This is a genomic window from Herbaspirillum sp. Her4, from assembly GCF_057961335.1.
This window is the reverse complement of sequence record NZ_CM176330.1, coordinates 2,232,755-2,251,535: the sequence shown is the minus strand read 5'-3', so window position 1 is coordinate 2,251,535 and position 18,781 is coordinate 2,232,755. Positions and strand designations below refer to the sequence as shown.

17 protein-coding genes are annotated in these 18,781 nt (G+C 64.9%); 4 read left to right on the top strand and 13 right to left on the bottom strand.

The annotated features are described in order from the left end of the window. Positions 1-87 precede the first annotated feature (87 nt). The 3 genes from ACWFUC_RS10230 to ACWFUC_RS10220 form a co-directional block, all read right to left on the bottom strand. Complete coding sequence (locus ACWFUC_RS10230; RefSeq protein WP_489624831.1) at positions 88-2,151, bottom strand: 2Fe-2S iron-sulfur cluster-binding protein; 2,064 nt, start codon at positions 2,149-2,151, stop codon at positions 88-90. A gap of 62 nt (positions 2,152-2,213) precedes the next feature. Further along, positions 2,214-2,834: a glutathione S-transferase family protein gene (locus ACWFUC_RS10225; protein ID WP_489624830.1), complete on the bottom strand. Its 621-nt coding sequence runs from the start codon at positions 2,832-2,834 to the stop codon at positions 2,214-2,216. A gap of 212 nt (positions 2,835-3,046) precedes the next feature. Continuing rightward, complete coding sequence (locus tag ACWFUC_RS10220) at positions 3,047-4,315, bottom strand: MFS transporter (RefSeq protein ID WP_134221538.1); 1,269 nt, start codon at positions 4,313-4,315, stop codon at positions 3,047-3,049. Positions 4,316-4,404: 89 nt separating this feature from the next. Here ACWFUC_RS10220 and ACWFUC_RS10215 point away from each other — a divergent pair, with 89 nt between their 5' ends. Together ACWFUC_RS10215 and ACWFUC_RS10210 are read left to right on the top strand one after the other, a co-directional pair. Then, positions 4,405-5,406 carry an AraC family transcriptional regulator gene (locus tag ACWFUC_RS10215; RefSeq protein WP_489624829.1) on the top strand — a complete coding sequence of 334 codons (1,002 nt, stop codon included), beginning with the start codon at positions 4,405-4,407 and terminating at the stop codon, positions 5,404-5,406. A gap of 173 nt (positions 5,407-5,579) precedes the next feature. After that, entirely contained in the window at positions 5,580-6,740 is a 1,161-nt protein-coding gene (locus tag ACWFUC_RS10210; RefSeq protein WP_489624828.1) for a diguanylate cyclase domain-containing protein, read from the top strand. Between the two features lie 15 nt (positions 6,741-6,755). Here the strand turns inward: ACWFUC_RS10210 and ACWFUC_RS10205 are convergent, their stop codons facing one another. Together ACWFUC_RS10205 and ACWFUC_RS10200 are read right to left on the bottom strand one after the other, a co-directional pair. After that, positions 6,756-7,502: a hypothetical protein gene (locus tag ACWFUC_RS10205; RefSeq protein WP_489637591.1), complete on the bottom strand. Its 747-nt coding sequence runs from the start codon at positions 7,500-7,502 to the stop codon at positions 6,756-6,758. A 14-nt stretch (positions 7,503-7,516) separates the two neighbouring features. After that, complete coding sequence (locus ACWFUC_RS10200) at positions 7,517-8,596, bottom strand: alpha/beta fold hydrolase (RefSeq protein WP_489624826.1); 1,080 nt, start codon at positions 8,594-8,596, stop codon at positions 7,517-7,519. 250 nt (positions 8,597-8,846) lie between these two features. On the opposite strand from ACWFUC_RS10200, the gene ACWFUC_RS10195 reads away from it, so the two are divergent. Continuing rightward, positions 8,847-9,062 carry a YMGG-like glycine zipper-containing protein gene (locus ACWFUC_RS10195; protein WP_088755320.1) on the top strand — a complete coding sequence of 72 codons (216 nt, stop codon included), beginning with the start codon at positions 8,847-8,849 and terminating at the stop codon, positions 9,060-9,062. A 106-nt stretch (positions 9,063-9,168) separates the two neighbouring features. Here ACWFUC_RS10195 and ACWFUC_RS10190 read toward each other — a convergent pair whose 3' ends face one another. From ACWFUC_RS10190 to ACWFUC_RS10155, 8 genes are all read right to left on the bottom strand, one after another. After that, the gene (locus tag ACWFUC_RS10190; RefSeq protein ID WP_134137198.1) at positions 9,169-9,894 is read right to left on the bottom strand and encodes an SDR family oxidoreductase; all 726 of its coding nucleotides are present in this window, start codon (positions 9,892-9,894) and stop codon (positions 9,169-9,171) included. 14 nt (positions 9,895-9,908) lie between these two features. Next, on the bottom strand, positions 9,909-11,564 hold the full coding sequence (locus ACWFUC_RS10185) for an FGGY-family carbohydrate kinase (RefSeq protein WP_489624825.1): 1,656 nt from the start codon (positions 11,562-11,564) through the stop codon (positions 9,909-9,911). A 46-nt stretch (positions 11,565-11,610) separates the two neighbouring features. Beyond that, positions 11,611-12,342: an SDR family oxidoreductase gene (locus ACWFUC_RS10180; protein ID WP_039789070.1), complete on the bottom strand. Its 732-nt coding sequence runs from the start codon at positions 12,340-12,342 to the stop codon at positions 11,611-11,613. A gap of 52 nt (positions 12,343-12,394) precedes the next feature. Beyond that, the gene (locus ACWFUC_RS10175; protein ID WP_375163941.1) at positions 12,395-13,405 is read right to left on the bottom strand and encodes an ABC transporter permease; all 1,011 of its coding nucleotides are present in this window, start codon (positions 13,403-13,405) and stop codon (positions 12,395-12,397) included. Then, complete coding sequence (locus ACWFUC_RS10170) at positions 13,371-14,873, bottom strand: sugar ABC transporter ATP-binding protein (protein ID WP_489624824.1); 1,503 nt, start codon at positions 14,871-14,873, stop codon at positions 13,371-13,373. Before ACWFUC_RS10170 ends, ACWFUC_RS10175 begins: the two co-directional genes overlap by 35 nt. Before the next feature lie 58 nt (positions 14,874-14,931). After that, positions 14,932-15,852, bottom strand: coding sequence for an ABC transporter substrate-binding protein (locus tag ACWFUC_RS10165; RefSeq protein ID WP_034340277.1), 921 nt, complete (start codon positions 15,850-15,852; stop codon positions 14,932-14,934). Positions 15,853-16,018: 166 nt separating this feature from the next. Next, positions 16,019-16,903, bottom strand: coding sequence for an AraC family transcriptional regulator (locus tag ACWFUC_RS10160; RefSeq protein ID WP_034340275.1), 885 nt, complete (start codon positions 16,901-16,903; stop codon positions 16,019-16,021). A 228-nt stretch (positions 16,904-17,131) separates the two neighbouring features. Continuing rightward, positions 17,132-17,833, bottom strand: coding sequence for an SDR family oxidoreductase (locus ACWFUC_RS10155; RefSeq protein ID WP_034340273.1), 702 nt, complete (start codon positions 17,831-17,833; stop codon positions 17,132-17,134). Between the two features lie 218 nt (positions 17,834-18,051). Here ACWFUC_RS10155 and ACWFUC_RS10150 point away from each other — a divergent pair, with 218 nt between their 5' ends. Beyond that, a complete protein-coding gene (locus tag ACWFUC_RS10150) occupies positions 18,052-18,768 on the top strand; it encodes an MgtC/SapB family protein (protein ID WP_134137200.1) in 717 nt (238 codons plus the stop codon). The last annotated feature ends 13 nt before the right edge of the window (positions 18,769-18,781 follow it).

The following is an 18,781-nucleotide window of genomic DNA, read 5'->3' as shown; positions in this document are numbered from 1 at the left end:
TTCCTTCCCTGCCTGTCGGAGAAGGTCGCATTATGCCCTCTTCAGCGGCATCAGGACGGAGGACTTGCCAAGGCCTTCATATCACCCTCACAGCGCCAGTTCCAGGCGCGGTGCATCGGTTCCGGAGGGCTTGGCCGGGCGCGCACAGCACAGCAGTACTTCGCCTTCGCCCACGCTGGCCTGCGGCGGCTTCAGGTAAGTCACTTCCCCGGCCAGCACGCGGGTGCGGCAGCTGCCGCAGTGGCCTTCGCGGCAACTGAACTCCGGCGACAGACCGCGTGCTTCGGCCAGCTCCAGCAAGCTGCCGGAATCCGGGGTCCAGCGGGCTTCCTTGAGGCTTTCCATGAAGATCACCGGGACGGCCGTGTCCGCCACCGGTGCCAGCGGCAGCGCTGCGGCGACGGTGTTGCCAGTACGGGTGAGCGAGGCCGGACCAAAGGCTTCGGCATGGATGCGCTCGTCGCTGATGCCGAAGCCGCGCAAGCCGTCGTAGAGCCCCTGCATGAAGCCGCCCGGACCGCACAGGTAGAACTCGTAATCGCCAAACGGCAGGCTGCGCGAGAGCAGGTTCATGTCGATACGGCCGGCGGCATCGAACGCGTCGCCCTCACGCGCGCCGGTGGTGTCACTGAGCACGCGAACCAGTCTCACCGCACCGCGCGAGGCCGCCACCAGCTCGGCCAGCTCGGCGTCGAAGGCGCGCTCGCCCAGCGTGCGTGCGGCATGAAACAAGATGGCCGGGCGCATGCGCAGGCGACGCAATCCTTCCTGAACGATATGGCGCAGCATGGCCATCATCGGTGTAATGCCGACGCCACCGGCCAGCAGCACCACCGGTCTGTCCGTGGCGGTATCGAGCGTGAAGTCTCCCGCCGGGGCGCGCGCCTCGATGCGATCACCCTCGCGCAACTGCGCATGCAGGTATTGCGACACCACGCCCTCGCGCTTGACGCTGATGCGGTAGTGCGCTTCATGCGGTGCCGACGACAAGGTGTAGGTCCGGATCAGCGGCGCAGCCCCGGCTTCGGTCTGCACGCGGATCGGCAGATGCTGCCCCGGCAGTGCCGGCAGCAGCCCGGCCCCATCGTCGGCGACCAGATGGAAGGAGCGGATGGTGTCGCTCTCCTGCACGATGCGCGCCACTTTCAGGCTACGCCATTGGCCCGCCAGAGACCGTGCGCGCAGGCGCTCCCCGGCTTGCTGCCAGTCGCCCGTCATCAGCGCATACGATGAAAACGCATGCTCCTGGAATGCCCAGCGCAAGGCCAGTGCCGCACGGCGGCGCACGATGCGCTGCGGGCGGAAGGTCCACAGGCGCTCAGCGCCCTCGAAGGCGGCGATCTCGGGGGAGTCGAGGATCACCTCGGCCTGCCCGGTCATCTGCAAGACATCGCCCGAGGCATAGTCCACAAAAAGCAAACCCGCACGGCCGTTGAGCACGATGTTGCCCAGGGTCGAAAAGAACAAGTTGCCGTTGAAGTCCGGCACGGTCAGCAAGCCCGCTTCATCGACCCGCACGAACCCCGGCTTGCCGCCACGATGGGAGACATCCACCTGGCGCCGCCCTTCCTGGTCGGCATAGGTCGCCACGAAGAAGGCATCGGCGCCGGCGATCAGGGCCAGGGCCGGTGCGTCCAGCGTGTCCAGCGACTCCGCCTGCACGTTGCGCGCTTCGGCAGGATCCTGGGCAAAGGAATAGTCGCGCAGCTGGATGTAGCGCGGGCAATTGCCGAAGCTCTGGTCCACCTGCACGCGCCATCCGTCGGCCAGCGGTGCGAGCACACCATTCATGCGATTGCGGCGCCGCGTGTGCATCTCGATGCCGAGCAGGCCGACCGGCGCGCCTGCCGACATCCCGGCCGCCGCCGGATCCTCCGCTGCGGGACGGGCATGCATGTCAAGCCGGGTCGGCGAGGGCGAAGCCAGAAAACCCGGACGACCTTCAAGGAAAGTCGCCCACGCATCCCCCGAGGGATCGACGCTGCCCACTGCGATGAAGGGCAGCTGGCCGTAGAAATCGCGGTGCTGCTCGGGCATGAAGTCGCGTATCACGCGCTGGCCTACGGATTCCATCTTGTCGGCCACGCCGAATTGCGCTTGCAGCTGCTTCTCGCCGGCATGCCAGACGGGGGACTTGGGGGATGCACTCATGGCGGACCTCTCGAAAAGAAACTGAAAACACGCGGCGCGGGATGACCTGACTATTGGAAAACTCAGGCCTGCGCCGCGCGCAGACCCGCCGCCGTCCTCGGGAAGGGCACAAAGCCCGGCAGGGCCTCGATCCCTTGCAGCAGGCGCAGCACCGACGGGTAGCCGCTCAGGTCGACATTGCCTTCGGGTGCCGCCACCAGATAGCTGTAGACAGCCACATCGGCGATGGTCGGGTGATCGGCGGCCAGCCATGCGCGGTTTGCCAGATGCTGTTCCATGCGACCCAGCAGCAGGTGGGCGCGCTGGATCACTTCTTCCGGATTGAAACGGGCGCCGAACACGGTAATGAGGCGTGCGGCAGCCGGACCATAGGCCAGCTCACCAGCGGCCACCGACAGCCAGCGCTGCACGTTGGCGGCACCCTGGGCATCCTCGGGCAGCCAGTCGGTGCGGCCCGCCTTCTTTGCCAGGTAGACCAGGATGGCGTTGGAGTCGGCGATGACGACATCCCCATCTTCCAGCACCGGCACCTGGCCGAAAGGGTTCAAGGCGAGGAAGGCCGGCTGCTTGTGGGCGCCAGCGGCCAGGTCCATGTGAATCAGCTCGGCCTCCAGGCCCAGCAGCGAAGCGAACAGGACGGCGCGATGAGCGTGGCCGGAGAGGGAGAAATGATGGATCTTCATGGGAGGGCTCCTGGTGGGTTGGGTCGGTCATGGAGTGTTCCTTGACCGTGACGCCAGTGTGGAGCCAAGCGCGGATGAAGAGAATCCGTGCCATCGGCACTTCTTTATTGCACAGGCAGGAATAATGCAGCGGAAATGAAAACGGCTTCCGGTGAAAAGCCGGAAGCCGTCAAGCGCTCGCATCGGGTCAGCACGGGACCCGCCGCATCGGTTCAGAAATGCGCATTGCCCGCCACCGGCGCACCGCCGCCACGCGGACCGTAGCGCAGGGTGAGCAAGGTGCCCAGGCTGATGGCAATCACCGCGAAGATGGGGCCGCCCAGTGCACCCACGTGATCGACCAGCACGCCGCCGCCGATCGCGCCGCTGGCAATGGCCACCTGGAACGCCGCCACCATCAGGCCGCCCGCGCCTTCGGCATGGTCCGGCGCGGCGCGCACGATCCAGGTCTGAAAGCCCACCGGGAAGGCACCGAAGGCAAAGCCCCACAGCGTGATGGCGATGGCCGCCACCACCGGCGAGCTGCCGGCCACCCACAGGGAGGCTGCCAGCAGCGCGATGAGCGTGCCGCCGCTGACGATGGCATAGCGTTCGCTGCGCTCGGCGATGAAGCCACCGGCAAAGTTGCCGAAGAAGCCGCCCACGCCATAGCCCAGCAGCACCGCCGAGATGGTCGCCACCGACATGTGGGTGATTTGCTCCATCAGCGGGCGGATGTAGGTGAACCCGGCAAAGTGGCCGGAGACCACCAGCAGCACCGCCATCAGCGCCACCCGCACATCCTTGCGGCCGAGCAATTCGGCCAGCACCTTGAGGCTGGGATGGTCCTTGGGCGGCAGGCGCGGAATCGCGATCCACTGGATGGCGAAGGCCACCAGGCTGACCACGCCGGCGGCAATGAACGCGCTGCGCCAGCCCCACAGGTTGCCCATGTATGCACCGATGGGCGCTGCGCACACGGTCGCCACCGAGACCCCGGTGAGGATCAGCGACATGGCCCGGGCGAACAGGTGATCCGGCACCAGGCGCATGGCCAGCGCCGCCGCCATCGACCAGAAGCCGCCCAGCGCCACGCCCAGCAGCACGCGTGCCACCAGCAGGACCGGCAGATTGGGGGCCAGCACGGCCATGAGGTTGGAGACCAGCAGCAGCAGGGTCAGCATCAGCACCACGCGCTTGCGGTCGATGTTGCGGGTCAGCAGCGGGATGCTGGGCGCGGCCACGGCACCGACGATGGCGGTGGCCGTGACGGCCTGGCCGGCGGCGCCGTCGGAGACGTGCAGGTCGGTGGCGATGGCCGTGAGCAGGCTGGCGGGGAGGAATTCAGCGGTGACCAGGCTGAAGACGCCCAGCGCCAGGCTGGCAATGCCGCTCCAGTTGGCCGGGAGCTCTTGCGCTGCCTTGTGGGCAGGGGCCGCAGAGGCGCTGGCCGGGGCCGCCGTCTCGGTCAGCGGGGCCTCGATGATGCCGGGGTTGGACATGGGAAAACCTTTCTTGTGACGTTTCATGACTGGGTAGCGCAGTCTATGGTTAAATGCTTGGACTTTCCATGCCGATATTTCGCAAAGATATGACTATTCGTCCAAATCTCCCGGAAATCACCGAGTGTACCCCCAAGGACCGTCCCGCCGATGGCGTCGATCCGCTGACCGAGATCCTGCTGGGCCTGCGGCTCGATGGCGTCGAGTACGCGCGCTACGTGCTGCACGAGCCCTGGGCGGTGGCCTTCCCGGCGCGGCGCGAGGCAACCTTCCACTTCATCGCCCAGGGCAGTTGCTGGATGCAGGTCGGCCAGGACGACTGGCTGCTGCTCAACGCAGGCGATGCGGTACTGCTGCCGCGCGGCTCGGCGCATGCGCTGGCCAGTGCGCGCGCCCTGCCGACGGTGGAGATCGGCAAGCTGGCCCGCAAGGCGGTGGCGGACAATCTGTTCCTGGTCGATGACAGTGCGCATGCCCAATCCGATGCTGTCCCCGCGCCGCCGACGCACGTGGTGTTCTCGGGCACGCTGCGCTTCAACCTGGACCCGCTGCACCCGCTCTTGATGATGATGCCCGAGGCCATGCGCGCCTGTGACCTGGCCCAGCGCGATCCGGCGGTGCTGGCCCTGCTCGATGCGATGGAGCGCGAAGTGGCGCTCAACCGCATCGGTGGCTGCGGCATCCTGGCGCGCCTGGCTGACGTGCTGGCCGCCAGCATCATCCGTGGCTGGGTGGAATGTGCCTGCAGCGATGCCAGCGGCTGGATCGCCGCAGTGCGCTGCCCGCTGGTCGGACGGGTGCTGGCGGCGGTGCACCAGCATCCCGAACGCGACTGGTCGGTCAATGAACTGGCGGCCTTGATGGGGGCCTCGCGTTCCAGTTTCATCGAGAAGTTTTCGGCCACGGTGGGCGAGACCCCGGCCAAGTACGTGGCCCGCGTCAAGATGTTCCAGGCGCGCCACTGGATCGCCCGCGACGGCTTGCGGGTGGCGGTGGCGGCCAACCGGCTGGGCTACGATTCGGAAGCATCGTTCAGTCGCGCTTTCAAGCGCATCATCGGCCATCCGCCCAGCGCAGCTCGCCTGGGCTGAATGCCGCACGGGGCTTGCGTTTCCGGACTGACTTTGCACATCGGAAATGTTGCCGGAAGGGATGTGTGAAGAAGCCTTCATTTCCCCCTGTACGCGCCCATTCCGCTTGGCTATGATCGCCAGAGGGGACTAGCCTGCCGGGGCAGGCGGATAGCAAAGCGCAAGGGGACGCTATGCATTATCAGATCGTGCACGCCTTCGGGGCCGGAGTGTATTGCGTCTTCATCGCGCTGTTCCTGCTGGCCGCGCGCATCCCGCGCACGCCGCCCGGTGCCAACTGGTTTGCCGCCGCCATCAGCTGCGCCCTGCTGGGCCGGCTGGCGGTGCTGTATCTCACGCCCCTGGGTGAACTGGCGCTGGCCAATCCGGTGTATGGCAATTTCCTGATCCTGGAAAAGGTGCTGCTGGTGATGGGCTTCGTGCGCTTCTTCGATCTGCAGGAGAGAACACTGCTGGTGCGCGCCGTGGGCGTGGCGGCAGTCGCCGCCGGGCTGTGGATGCTGTGGTCCGACAACCAGCTGGCGCTGCCGCTCATCAAGAGCACCAGCTATGCCCTCTTCAACGTGTTCGCGCTGGGCAGCCTGTCGTGGATGATCCTGCACGACAAACTTGACTGCCCGCCGCTGATCCGCCGCTGCATGGCCACGGCCTGTATTGCGCTGACGCTGCACTGGGCCAGCGGCGGGCTGATTGGACACTTCTATCCGCCCTGGCTGCGCTACGGCTTCCTGCTGGGCACGGCACTGGTGGCGCTGCAGTACACGAGCCTGCTCACGGCCATTCTGGCGCTGTTCCACCGCCGCCTGATCCAGGCCGAGGCCAAGGCCCTCAAAATGGCGTTCAAGGATCCGCTCACCGGCCTCTACAACAAACATTTCATGAACAACCTGTTCGACCAGGCGCTGCTGCTGGCCACCCGTCCGCATCATCTGGTGGCGGTGTATTACATCGACCTGGACAACTTCAAACCGGTCAACGACCAGGCCGGCCATGCGGTCGGCGACAAGGTGCTCATGTGCGTGGCGCAGCGGCTCAAGGAAGCGGTGCGCAGCACCGACATCTGCGCACGCCTGGGCGGGGATGAATTCACCGTGATCGCCACCCAGCTGGAACGCCAGGACCAGGCCCCGGAAATCGCCAAGAAGCTGCTGGCCAAACTGGCGGCCCCCATCGAGGTCGGGCACCAGCAATTCGTCCTGGGCGCCAGCATCGGCATCAGCCTTTATCCCAGCCACGGGCAAGACCTGTCACGCCTGCTGGAGCAAGCCGATGCCGCCATGTATCACGTCAAGCACCGGGGAAAGAGCGGATATGAACTTTACACCGCAGGATAAGGCGCAGAGCGCCTGTCAGAAGCCCACTTGCAGCCGCATGGTGAAGGTGCGCGCACTGAGGGTGACATTGCTGCCGAACAGGTAGGCGGCCTCGTATTTCACGAACTGATGCCCCATGCGCAGCGTACCGAACAGCGCCGGTCCGGCGCGATGCGACTGCTGATCGCGCGTGGCCCAGTGATCCCATCGTCCCAACTCGCCGAAGCCCTGCAGCCCGAAGTTGAACCAGGGCCGCCAGTGCTGACGCACTTGCCATTGATAGACCAGTTGTGTCGGCCCGTTCTGCTGGCTGCGGTAGTCACGCTGCAGGAACAGGTTGGCGTTGAACTGCGTGCGCCACCATTCGGTTTGCAGCGCCGGCCCCCACTCTAGTGAATAGCCGTCGCGCTGGCTGTTTCGATACTGGCCGACATCAGTGTGGATGGCCAGGTCGAAGGGATATTCCCCTTGCGTGAGCAGGACATCGTTCTGCCAGTTCATGCTCAGCATCTGCGTGCCCTGCACGGCATCCTGCTGGGTCACGCCATACAGCTCGGTGTACCAGCGCGAATTGACGCCATAAGCGATCCCCAGCTCGGGCGAGCCGATCGGCGGGCCGACGCTGGCCTTGGCGTTCCAGTACTTGTAATCCAGCGTCCACTGGCCGGGGTCGGAATAGACGCTGACCAGGTAGTAGCCGGTGCCGGCCTGCACCGGCCGCACCCCGGCGGCCAGCAGCAGCACGGCCAGCACCTGGCCGGCACGCCCGTTGCGCTTGTGCATCACTGGCTCCGGCGTCAGCGGGCGGGCAGGCCCTGGATGAACTGCGTCAGCTCGCGCACGTAGAAGCGCGCCATGCCGGTGGTGCCATGGCCACGCGTCTCGGCGCTGGCCGGGATCAGCAGCAGCTGTGCGCCCGGCACTTCCTTCAGCGCGGCCTGCATGATGCCGGTCTCGGGCGGGTTGCGCTCATCGTCGGCGGAATTGATGGCCAGCACCGGCACCTTGATCTTCGACAAACCCGGCGCGGCGTTGTAGTCGGCCGAGGAACCCCACTGGTAGATGAAGTCATTGGCATCCGCCGTCACCGGCGCGGCCAGGCGCTCGTCGACCAGCTTGTCGGCTTGGGCATGGGTGCCGGCGATGGCCTGGTAGGCCAGCGTGCCGCCATTGGTGGCGAAGACGAACATGTTGTTGGCCAGGCGCAGCGACGGCGGCTGGGTGGTGTAGTTGCCGTTGTTCCAGGCCGGGTCCTGCTTGATCGACTCCACCAGCATGCGCCGCATCATCCAGTTGCGGCTGGCCATTTCGGTCGGCTGCGAGGCCATCGGCACCAGGCCATCGGCAAAGCCGGGATAGGTGCCGCCCCAGATCCAGGTCTGCATGCCGCCCATGGAATTGCCGATGATCAGGCGCAGGTGCGAAATGCCCATGCCTTCGGTCAGCATGCGGTATTGCGCCAGCACCATGTCGTCATAGTTGTATTGCGGGAAGGCCGCGCGCAGGCCGTCCGAAGGCTTGGTGGATTTGCCCACGCCGATGCCGTCCGGAATGATGATGAAGTACTTGCTGGCATCCAGCGGCTGGCCGGGGCCAAAGAGCTGGCCGCCGAAGTCCTTGGACAGCATCGCACCGGCGCTCTGGTAGGTGCCGTGCAGCACCAGTACCGCGGGGTTGCTGCGCTCGCCCAGGGTGACATAGTGCAGGCGCAGGTTGTCCAGGGTCTGGCCGGTATGGAACTGGAAGCGCGGTGCCAGCCAGCTGCCTTCGACCGGCTTGGGCGGTTCGGCGGCGTGCAGCGGAACGGCCGCCAGCAGCAGCGTGGCGGAGGTGAGCAACAGGCGGGCGGCCCGGCGCAGGCTTGAAGTCAAAGTCATGAGGTTCTCTGGTCCGATTATTGTAAAAATTACACGCCCTCTCACCCTCTTCCCAAGGGCTGGTACGGCGCAGGCCAGAGTATGTAACAACTGTAAGAGAACGTGTTGCAACTCGAATCTTTTCGAGATCGAGCTGGTCTATTGCCATACCCGCTCCCGCAAGCACGCCGCCCTCAGGCAGCATGCGCGAGCCGGACCCTCATTCAAAAAACTTCGGGAACAAGTCTTTATTTACGATCAGGAAAAAATCATGAAAACACTTCACAAGATCGCTGCCATTTCCATCACTGCCATCGCGCTGACCGCCATGACCGGCTGCAGCAACATGAGCACCCGCGACAAGAACACGGCCATCGGTGCCACCGTGGGTGCCGTCGGCGGTGCCATCCTCACCGGTGGCAGCGGCATCGGTACGGCCGGTGGTGCGGCCGTGGGCGGCGTGATCGGGCACCAGATCGGTCGCTGATCCCGTCAAGTTTCGTCAAGTTTGCGCGGCGACGGCCGCAGCAGCTTCGCCAGGGCGGCCTTCGGGTCGCCCTTGTCGCGTCTGAAGCACGCAATGGCAGGCACCGCTAGACCGCCAGGAAGCCGCCATCCACCGGCACCACTGCCCCGGTCAGCATGGCCGCATCCGCCGACAGCAGCATGGCGATGCTGCGCGCCACGTCCTCGGCGGAGGCGAAGCGCTGCAAAGGATGGCGCACCATCATCGGGGCCGACTTGGCCGGATCGCTCCAGGCCGCCTCTGCCAGTTCGGTCAGGGTGATGGTGGGAGCGACCGCATTAACGCGGATGCCATGCGCGCCCAGCTCCTTGGCCAGCACCCGCGTCGCCCCTTCCAGACCGGCCTTGGAGGCGGCATAGCACAGATGCTCGGCAAAGCCGCGATGGCCCGCAATGGAAGTGATGTTGACGATGGCCCCGCCGCCACCGGCCGCGATACGCGCACGGGCGAAGGACTGGCAGGTGATGAGGGCCGCGCGCAGGTTCACCCCCAGCACGGCTTCATAGCCTGCATCGGTCATCTCGGTACTGGATTGCAATACGTTGATGCCAGCGCTGTTGATGAGGAAGTCCGCAGTACCAGCCTGCTCCATGGCGCGCCGGGCGGCGGCCGGATCGGCCAGGTCGACCTGCACCGAGCGTGAGCCGATTTCTTCGCGCAGGCTGGCCAGGTCGCTGGCGGTGCGCGACAAGGCGATCACCTCGGCACCGCGCTGCGCCATCAAGCGCGCGCAGGCGCGGCCTATGCCTTTGCCGGCCCCGGTGATGATGACCGATGTTCCTGAAAATTCCATCTGCTTGTCTCCATTCAGTGAGACGCTGTGGCCGGAGCGGACTGCGCCGCCAGCAGCGGGGCCAGGCTGTCGCGTACCTCGCGCGCCAGTTGCTGGCTCTTGAGAAAGGCCTGGTAACGCGACTCGTGCAGGCGGCCGATGGCCTCCCCTGTCGGCGCATTGCGCCCGGCCACGCTGGACATGGCCGCCATGGCGCTCTGCAGGTCGGCATGCGTGCCCGCAGCGACCGCCGCCAGCATGGCCGATCCCAGCAGCACCGGCTCAGGACAGGCGGTGATTTCCACCGGCAGGCCGGTGGCATCGGCCAGCAACTGGCGCGTCAGCGGATGCGTACCCGCGCCGCCCGAGACCGAAATGCTGGCGATGCGCACACCGCATGCCGCCTGCGCTTCGATGATCTGGCGCAGGCCATACCCCAGGCTGCACAAGCCGGCGACATAGAGCGCCACCAGGCTGTCGATGTCGTGTTCCATGCCCAGCCCCAGCAGCACGGCACGGGCCTGCGGATCGGCCAGCGGTGAACGGTTGCCGAGGAATTCCGGCACCACGTTGATCTGACCGGCCAGCCAGACTGCCTGCGCCGGCTGCGCCACCGAGGCCAGCGCGCGTGCGGCCAGCCACTGCGGCAATTCCATCCCGTCAGCGGCGGCCAGTTCGCGCGCTTGCGGCGTAGCCGGATGCAGCGTCAGCAGATGATCGATGGCCGCACCCGCGGCCGACTGTCCGCCTTCGTTGAGCCACATGCCGGGGGCCATGGCGTTGTAATACGGGCCCCACACACCGGGAACGAAGACCGCCTTTGCATTGCTGGTCATGGTGCAGGACGAGGTACCGAACACATAGGCCATGCAGGCCGCGGCATCCTCCGCACCACCGCGCGCGGCGACCGTGCCGACGCCACCCGCATGCGCATCGATCAGTCCCGCCGCCACCGCGATGCCGGGCCGCAACTGCAATTGCTGCGCCGCCTCGGGCGACAAGCCGCCATTCAAAGCGGTACCGGGCCACACCACTTCCTGGCCAATGCGCGCAAAGCCTTCCTCGGCCAGATCGCCCAGGCCGATGCGGCGGAAGTAATCCGCATCCCAGCGCCCTTCATGGGCAAGATACGTCCACTTGCAGGTCACGGTGCAGGACGAGCGCTGCAGCGAACCCGTCGCCTTCCAGGTCAGGAAGTCGGTGAGATCGAAGAACTGCGCAGCGCCGTCATACACCTCCGGCAGGTGTTCCTTCAACCACAGCAGCTTGGGCGTTTCCATCTCCGGCGAGATCACACCACCTACATAGGACAACACCGCATGCCCGCCCGCATTGATGCGCTGCGCCTGCTCCAGCGCACGGTGATCCATCCACACGATCACATCGCGCTCGGGATGGCCGGCATCGCCCACGCCGGCCGGCGCGCCTTGCACCACCAGCGAACAGGTGGCATCCACACCGATGCCGGTGACGCTTTCCGGATCGATGCCGGCCCTGGCGACGGCACCCCGCACCGCATGGCATACCGCATCCCAGATCTGGGCACTGGATTGTTCGACGCGCGCGCGGCGCTCGTCGCGGAAGAGAGCGATGTCATGTTTCGCACTGCCACACAGCTTGCCGCTGTGATCAAATACGCCGGCCCGGGCCGAGCCGGTGCCGACATCGATGCCGATCAGATAGGTCTCCATCTTTCCTCGCTGGTTTGGAAAAGGGCCACCTGCCGCGTTGTCTTGCTCACACGCGATCGAAATTGGTGGGGAGCACGAGCATATCGCGGATGGTCACATTGCGGTTGCGGGTCAGCATGTACTCGATCGCATCGGCCACCTCCGAGGGCTCGATCAGGCTGCCCGATTCCTTGGCCTTGCGCAGGTTCTCTTCCGGCCAGTCGGCCAGCAGCGCCGAGATCACCGGGCCGGGCGAGACCTGTCCGACGCGCACGCCATGCGGGATCATCTGGCGTCGCATGGTCTGCACGAAGCAGGTGATGGCCCATTTGGAACCGGCATAGACCGGCTCCCAGTAAGTCGGGAAATGCCCGGCCACTGAGCAGGTGACAATGATGTCGCCGGTCTTGCGCGCGATCATGTGCGGTGCCACGGCATGCACGTTCTTCATCACCGCATTGACGTTGAGGTTGAGCATCTTGTCGATGGCCTCGGGCGTGGTATCGACCAGCTCGCCGCCGATGTAGGTGCCGGCATTGCAGTAGAGGATGTCGATGTGGTCGACCTTGGCCAGGATCTCCGGCACCATCGCCGCGCAGCTGTCGGCGTCCAGCAGATTGGTGACCTGCGGGATGGCCTGCGGACCGAGGCGGGCAGCCAGTTCATCCAGCGCTTTGGCATTCCAGTCCACCATCACCACGGTCACGCCATTGGCCAGCAGTTTTTCGGTGGTGGCCAGGCCGATGCCGGAGGCGGCACCGGTGATGACGGCGATCTTGCCTGCGAGAGATTGGGGCATGTTCTGTCTCCTTGTGAATGAAATCAAGTATGAAAAAAAGGAATGGAAATGCTCAGCGCCATTCCCGGGCGATATAGATGGCCAGCAGGATGATCACGCCGCGAATGATGTCCTGCAGGTAGGGATTGATGCCCATCAGGTTCAGGCCATTGTTGAGGATGCCCAGCAGCACCGCGCCGATGAGCGTGCCCACCACCAGCCCGCGTCCACCGGCAATGGCCGTGCCGCCCAGCACCACGGCGGCAATCGCATCCAGCTCGAAGCCCACGCCCGCATTGGGCTGGCCCGACATCAGGCGGCCCGTCAAAATGATCGCGGCCAGGCCCGAGGTGAAACCGGAAATCGCATACACCGCCAGCTTGATGCGCGTAGTCTTCACGCCCGACAAACGCGCCGCCATCTCATTGCCGCCGATGGCATAGACATGGCGGCCGAAAGGGGTACGCTGCAGCAGCACCCAGGCCAGTGCATAAACCACCAGCATCAGGATCACCGGCACCGGGATCATGCCGATGCGGCCCACGCCGAACCACGAGATCCAGCCCGGCAAACCCGAGATCGGATAGCCGCCCGAGTAGATCAGCCCGACCCCGCGCGCCACGCCCATGGTGGCCAGCGTGACGATGATGGCCGGCATGCGGCCCCAGGCCACCAGTGCGCCGTTGAGCAGGCCGATGCCTACGGCCAGTGCGATGCCGGCCAGCAGCGCGACCGGTGCGGGCAGGCCGCTGTTGACGATCAGCCCCGCCGACAAAGTGCCGGCCAGCGCCATGGCCGCACCGACCGACAGATCGATGCCGCCGGTAAGGATGACGAAGGTCATGCCCACGGCGAGGATGCCGACGATGGACACCTGGCGCAGCACGTTGAGCCAGTTGGAGACGGTGAAGAAATTGTCCGAGGCCAGCCCCATCAGGAGCGAGACCACGACCAGTCCGGCCAGCGGCAGTGCCAGCGGTGAATGGATCAGGGCGCGCCAGCGCGCCTGCGATGAGGCGCGCACGGGGGCGCTGCCCAGGGTATTGGCTTCATGCTGCATGGTGGAGTCTCCCGGTGGTGGCATGGGTCATGATTTCTTCGGCGGTCACGGCATCCCCTTCGACGGTGGCCACGATGCCGCCGCCCTTGAAGACGCAGACCCGGTCGGACATGCCAACCACCTCCGGCAACTCGGAAGAAATCATGATGATGGAATAGCCCTGCGCGGTGAATTCGCGCATGAGCTGATAAATCTCGGCCTTGGCACCTACATCAATGCCGCGTGTGGGTTCATCGAAAATCAGCACCTGCATGTTGTGATTGATCCAGCGCGCGATCACCACCTTCTGCTGGTTGCCGCCGGACAGCGTATCGACCCGCGCATGTGCATCCGGCGCTTTCACGCGCACGCGCTGCATGGCGATGCGGGTCGCTTCGGCTTCGCGGCGGCGATCCAGGAACAGGCCACCCGCGCGATACTTGCCGTAATTGTTCAGCGAGATGTTGTGCAGGATGGGGAAGCTGGTGATGAGTCCCTGCTCCTTGCGGCTTTCCGGCAGCAGGCCGATGCCTGCTTGCAGGGCTTGTGCCGGATCGGCAAAGCGCAACGGCACACCGTGCATGGACAGCTTGCATTGCACCGCCGGATGCGCGCCCAGCATGGCCAGCACGGTCTCGGTGCGGCCCGAGCCGACCAGGCCGGCAAAGCCCAGGATCTCGCCGCGCCGCAACTGGAAACGCGACACCGGGCCATTGCGCTTGAGCTGCAAGGCCTGCACTTCCAGCACCACGTCGCCCTCGGGCGCGGCGGCCGGCTTGGGCGGGAAGCAATTCTCGATGCGCCGCCCCACCATCATCTCCACCAGACGCGCCTGGTCCACTTCACTCACCGCACAAGTGCCGATGTAAGCACCATCGCGCAGCACGGTGATGCGGTCGCAGATCTCGAAGATTTCTTCCAAATGGTGCGAGATGAAGATGATCGCCACGCCCTGCTCACGCAGGCCGCGCATCACCTTGAACAGGTGCTCTACCTCGCCGGGCGTAAGGGTTGCGGTCGGTTCGTCCAGCACCAGGATGCGGGCATCAAGCGCCAGCGCTTTGGCGATCTCGACGAACTGCTGCTGCGCCACCGAGAGCTTGCACACCGGCACCTCCAGCGGAATTTCCACGCCCAGTTGCGCGACGATCTGCGCCGCGCGGCGCTTCATGGCGGCACGCTGCAGCAGGCCGAACGGACTGCGCAACTCGCGCGCCAGGAACATGTTGTCCACCGCATCCAGATAAGGGATCAGCGAGAATTCTTGGAACACCACGCCGACACCGGCGGCGATGGCCTCGTGATAGCTGGCAAAACGGCAGGCCTGTCCATCGATGCGGATCTCGCCCGCATCGGGTGTGACGATGCCGCACAGGATCTTCATCAACGTGGACTTGCCCGCGCCGTTCTCGCCCAGCAGCGCGTGCACTTCACCGGCGCGCACCTGCAGGTCGACGCCGCGCAGCACCGTCACCGGGCCGAAGTTCTTCTTGATACCAGTCAGTTGGAGCATGGCTGCCTCCATCAAGGGAAAGGAAGGCGCGACGGACCAGGGCCGCCGCGCCAGCGGCTTACCAGCTGAAGCCGGCCGCGTTCTTCTTGGTCACCGGCATGACGTCGATGGGCACTTCCTTGGGCACCACGCGTGCGCCCCACTTCTTGGCCAGCGCCATGGCCAGGCCCACGCGCACCTGGTCACGCGGGAATTGCGCGGTGGTCTCGATGAAGGGACCGCCATCGGCAATCGCCTTGACGGCTTCGGGCGCGCCGTCCACCGAGGTCAGCTTGATGTCCTTGCCGCTGCCCTGGATGGCCGCCAGTGCGCCCATCGCACCGCCGTCATTGACCGAGAAGATGCCCTTCAGATTGGGGCGCGACTGGATCATGTTCTCCACCACGCCCAGCGCCACCGAGCGGTCCTGTCGGCCGTTCTGGGTGGCCACCAGCTTGATGTCCTTGTATTCGCCCAGGGCCTGCTTGCAGCCTTCCACGCGCTGCAGGATGGGCACCACGGGGATGCCGTCGAGGATCGCCACTTCGCCCTTGCCACCGATGGCATCGGCCAGTGCGCGGCAGGACTGGTAGCCCGCATCCTTGTTCTTGGAACCGACGAACATGTCCACCGGACCGGAGGCGTTGGCATCCACCGCCACCACGATCACGTTGCGCGCCTTGGCCGCTTTGACTGCGGCTTCCACGCCGGCGGAGTCGGTCGGGTTGATGAGCAGGATGTCGATGTTCTGCTGCAGCATGTCTTCGATGTCGGCGATCTGCTTGGCCACGTTATGAGCAGCATCGGTGACGATGACCTTGGCACCGAAGGACTTGGCCGCATCATCGAGGGCCTTTTTCATCGAGACGAAATACGGATTGTTCATTTCCTGGAAGCTCATGCCGATCTTGAGCTTGGACAGTTCCTGGGCGCTCGCCGGTGCGGTGAATGCCACCAGCGTGGCGGTGGACAAGGCCAGTGCGGTCAGTGCTTTCTTCATTGCAGTCTCCATTGTTGTTGGTGTGTGCTTGATGACGGGATTACCCGGCATGCTCGTTGCGAAGTGACAGGCAACACCTGTCCTGTTCCGGAAAGCGGGGGCTTTCCTGAATGCGTTTTTCCCTGACAAGGAAATGATTTAAATGATTTACGGCGTGCGTCCGGCGCTATCCGGTCGCGGCAAAGAGGCCGTTGCTGGCAAAGGTATTGCGAAACTCCGAAGGCGACATGCCCTTGATCTTCTGGAAGTGGCGGTTGAAATTGGAGAGATTGGAAAACCCGGTCTCGTAGCAGATGTCGGTGATGCGTGCTTCCGGATTGTTGAGCAGCGCGAGACAGGCCAGGTCCACGCGCAGCTGGTTCTTGTAGCGCACCAGCGTGGTTCCCGTGTGGCGCTTGAAGGCGCGCGAGAAGGTGCTCAGGTTCTGCCCCACCATGTCGGCCAGGTCCTGTTCGCCGATGTCATCGGTGAGGTGTTCGCGCAGATAGGCGATGGCACGGTTGAGCCCGCTGCTGTTCACGCCTGACAGGTCCAGCTTGTAGGAGAGACTGGCCAGCACTTCCGGCTCGGGCGAATTGGCCAGCACGTCGAGGATTTCCCAGAACAGGGCGAGGCGCTTCAAGCCGCGCTGGTCGATCAGGCGCTGCATCAGCGGACGCACCGTGTCGCTGGTGGCCGCATCGAACAGCAGGCCGCGATGGCTGCGTTCGAGCAGCGGCATGATGGCTTCCATCTCGGGGATGCTGGCGGCGCATTGATCCACCAGTTGCTCGGGAAACTGGATCACCAGCGAGCGCACGGGGACCACCTCATCGCGGCCGATGTCGGAAATCCAGTTCTGCGGAAGATTGGGGCCGGTCATCACCAGCTGGCCCGGCGCGAAGTCGCCGATGTGGTCACCGACGTAGAAACGTCCCGAAGTCGCCACCACGAGGTGGATCTCGTACTCCGGATGGTAGTGCCAGCGCACGGTACGGAAGGGGTAGCCGTGCATCCATGCCGCAAAGGATTCGCCCTTGCGGATATGGACCAGTTCCAGGTCGGGCTGCATCGTGTCTCCTCTCAATCGAGAGCATTTTCCTTATTGAAACTGACAAATCGCTGTTGTCAGTTTTCATCATGTGCTGCATCTTAGTGCCCCTCTGGCTGCGGGTTCTACATCACCAGCGAGGAAGGACTGATACTTTTTTGCGCAAGAAGGGGTGGAGAATGAAATACGATGCCGCGCAGCAAAACGGCCCTGCAAAGCAGAGCCGTCGTGTCGGTCGGGATGGCTGTATTACACGGAACGCATCAGTCCGCCATCGACCTTGATGTTCTGGCCGGTGATGTAGCCGGCACCGGAGGAAGCCAGGAAAGCGATGGTCGCGGCCACTTCCTCGCTGGTGCCATAGCGCTGCATGGGCACGCCGGCGCGGCGTTCTTCACGTTGTGGCAGGCTGTCGATCCAGCCCGGCAGGACGTTGTTGATGCGGATGTTTTCCGGCGCGTACTTGTCGGCGAAGAGCTTGGTGAACGCGGCCAGGCCAGCGCGAAATACCGCTGAGGTCGGGAACATGTCGGAGGGTTCGAAGGCCCAGGCAGACGAGATGTTGATGATGGCCCCGCCACCCTGTGCCTGCATCAGCGGCGTCACCAGGCGCGTGGGACGGATGACGTTGAGCAGGTAGGTCTCCATGCCGCGATGCCAGTCTTCGTCGGTGATGTCGAGGATGGGAGCGCGCGGACCATGGCCGGCGCTGTTGACCAGCACATCCACGCGGCCCCAGCGGGCCACGGCCTGGTCGACCAGTTTTTGCAGGTCGTCCACAGACTGGTTCGAGCCGGTCACGCCGATGCCGCCCAGCTCGGCGGCCAGCGCCTCGCCACGGCCGGAGGAAGACAGGATGCCGACCTGGAAGCCATCGGCCGCCAGGCGGCGCGCGGCGGCGGCACCCATGCCGCTGCCGGCGGCGGTGATCAGGGCTACTTTGCTGCTCATGGAAACTCCTTGTGGATAAGTGATCTTGCCGCGCGGAAAAAACTCGACCTCTCGCACGGGATTGGCGATTGTAGTTCGTGTCGATGCCGCGTGCAGGGGACGAGAAGCGCAATGGGTGATCCGGAATTTGTCATGTCCCTGTTGCATTTCTGGGGCATCATCGCGCACCATTGCGCAGCCCGGCCCTCGTGCGGCCCCATGAACGTACCGGAAGTCCCATGCAAATCATCGCCAACATCAATCTCGAATCCCTGCTCGATACCTCCATCAGCCTGACGGCCGCCTTCATCCTGGGCGGCCTGATCGGGCTGGAGCGCCAGTACCGGCAACGTACCGCCGGCCTGCGCACCAACGTATTGGTGGCCCTGGGCGCGGCAGTCTTCGTCGACATGGCCAATCGCATGGGCGGTCACGAAGGCGCGGTGCATGTGGTGGCTTATGTGGTCTCGGGGGTGGGCTTCCTGGGCGCGGGCGCGATCATGCGCGAGGAAGGCAATGTGCGCGGCATCAATACTGCGGCCACCTTGTGGGGCTCGGCGGCAGTGGGGGCGGCTGCGGGTGCCGACCTGATCCTGGAAGCGATCCTGGCCACCCTCTTCGTGCTGGCCGCCAATACCCTGCTGCGCCCGGTGGTCAACACCATCAACCGCAAGCCGCTGGATGTGCCTTCGGTGGAAGTGACCAACACCATCCACCTGATCGTGGAAAGCGCGCACCAGAAGCGCGTGCTCATGGCCGTCACCGACATGCTGGAACAGAGCCGCCATCCTACGCATGGACTGGACGTGCGGCCCTTTACGGAGGATGAAGTGGAAATCGAAGCCACCCTGGCGGCGACCTCCGTGGATGGCGATGAACTCGATGCGCTGGTGGAACGTCTGCTGGCCTTGCCTGCCGTGAAGCAGGCGTTCTGGACGCCGAGCACGACGGATTGACGGCAAGTGCGCG

Coding starts and splice junctions, on each gene's coding strand:
- ACWFUC_RS10180 (WP_039789070.1), bottom strand. CDS start 12,342: ATGCCCCAATCTCTCGCAGGCAAGATCGCCGTCATCACCGGTGCCGCC.
- ACWFUC_RS10225 (WP_489624830.1), bottom strand. CDS start 2,834: ATGAAGATCCATCATTTCTCCCTCTCCGGCCACGCTCATCGCGCCGTC.
- ACWFUC_RS10210 (WP_489624828.1), top strand. CDS start 5,580: ATGCATTATCAGATCGTGCACGCCTTCGGGGCCGGAGTGTATTGCGTC.
- ACWFUC_RS10155 (WP_034340273.1), bottom strand. CDS start 17,833: ATGAGCAGCAAAGTAGCCCTGATCACCGCCGCCGGCAGCGGCATGGGT.
- ACWFUC_RS10215 (WP_489624829.1), top strand. CDS start 4,405: ATGACTATTCGTCCAAATCTCCCGGAAATCACCGAGTGTACCCCCAAG.
- ACWFUC_RS10165 (WP_034340277.1), bottom strand. CDS start 15,852: ATGAAGAAAGCACTGACCGCACTGGCCTTGTCCACCGCCACGCTGGTG.
- ACWFUC_RS10160 (WP_034340275.1), bottom strand. CDS start 16,903: ATGCAGCCCGACCTGGAACTGGTCCATATCCGCAAGGGCGAATCCTTT.
- ACWFUC_RS10185 (WP_489624825.1), bottom strand. CDS start 11,564: ATGGAGACCTATCTGATCGGCATCGATGTCGGCACCGGCTCGGCCCGG.
- ACWFUC_RS10190 (WP_134137198.1), bottom strand. CDS start 9,894: ATGGAATTTTCAGGAACATCGGTCATCATCACCGGGGCCGGCAAAGGC.
- ACWFUC_RS10205 (WP_489637591.1), bottom strand. CDS start 7,502: ATGCACAAGCGCAACGGGCGTGCCGGCCAGGTGCTGGCCGTGCTGCTG.
- ACWFUC_RS10230 (WP_489624831.1), bottom strand. CDS start 2,151: ATGAGTGCATCCCCCAAGTCCCCCGTCTGGCATGCCGGCGAGAAGCAG.
- ACWFUC_RS10175 (WP_375163941.1), bottom strand. CDS start 13,405: ATGCCACCACCGGGAGACTCCACCATGCAGCATGAAGCCAATACCCTG.
- ACWFUC_RS10170 (WP_489624824.1), bottom strand. CDS start 14,873: ATGCTCCAACTGACTGGTATCAAGAAGAACTTCGGCCCGGTGACGGTG.
- ACWFUC_RS10220 (WP_134221538.1), bottom strand. CDS start 4,315: ATGTCCAACCCCGGCATCATCGAGGCCCCGCTGACCGAGACGGCGGCC.
- ACWFUC_RS10200 (WP_489624826.1), bottom strand. CDS start 8,596: ATGACTTTGACTTCAAGCCTGCGCCGGGCCGCCCGCCTGTTGCTCACC.
- ACWFUC_RS10195 (WP_088755320.1), top strand. CDS start 8,847: ATGAAAACACTTCACAAGATCGCTGCCATTTCCATCACTGCCATCGCG.
- ACWFUC_RS10150 (WP_134137200.1), top strand. CDS start 18,052: ATGCAAATCATCGCCAACATCAATCTCGAATCCCTGCTCGATACCTCC.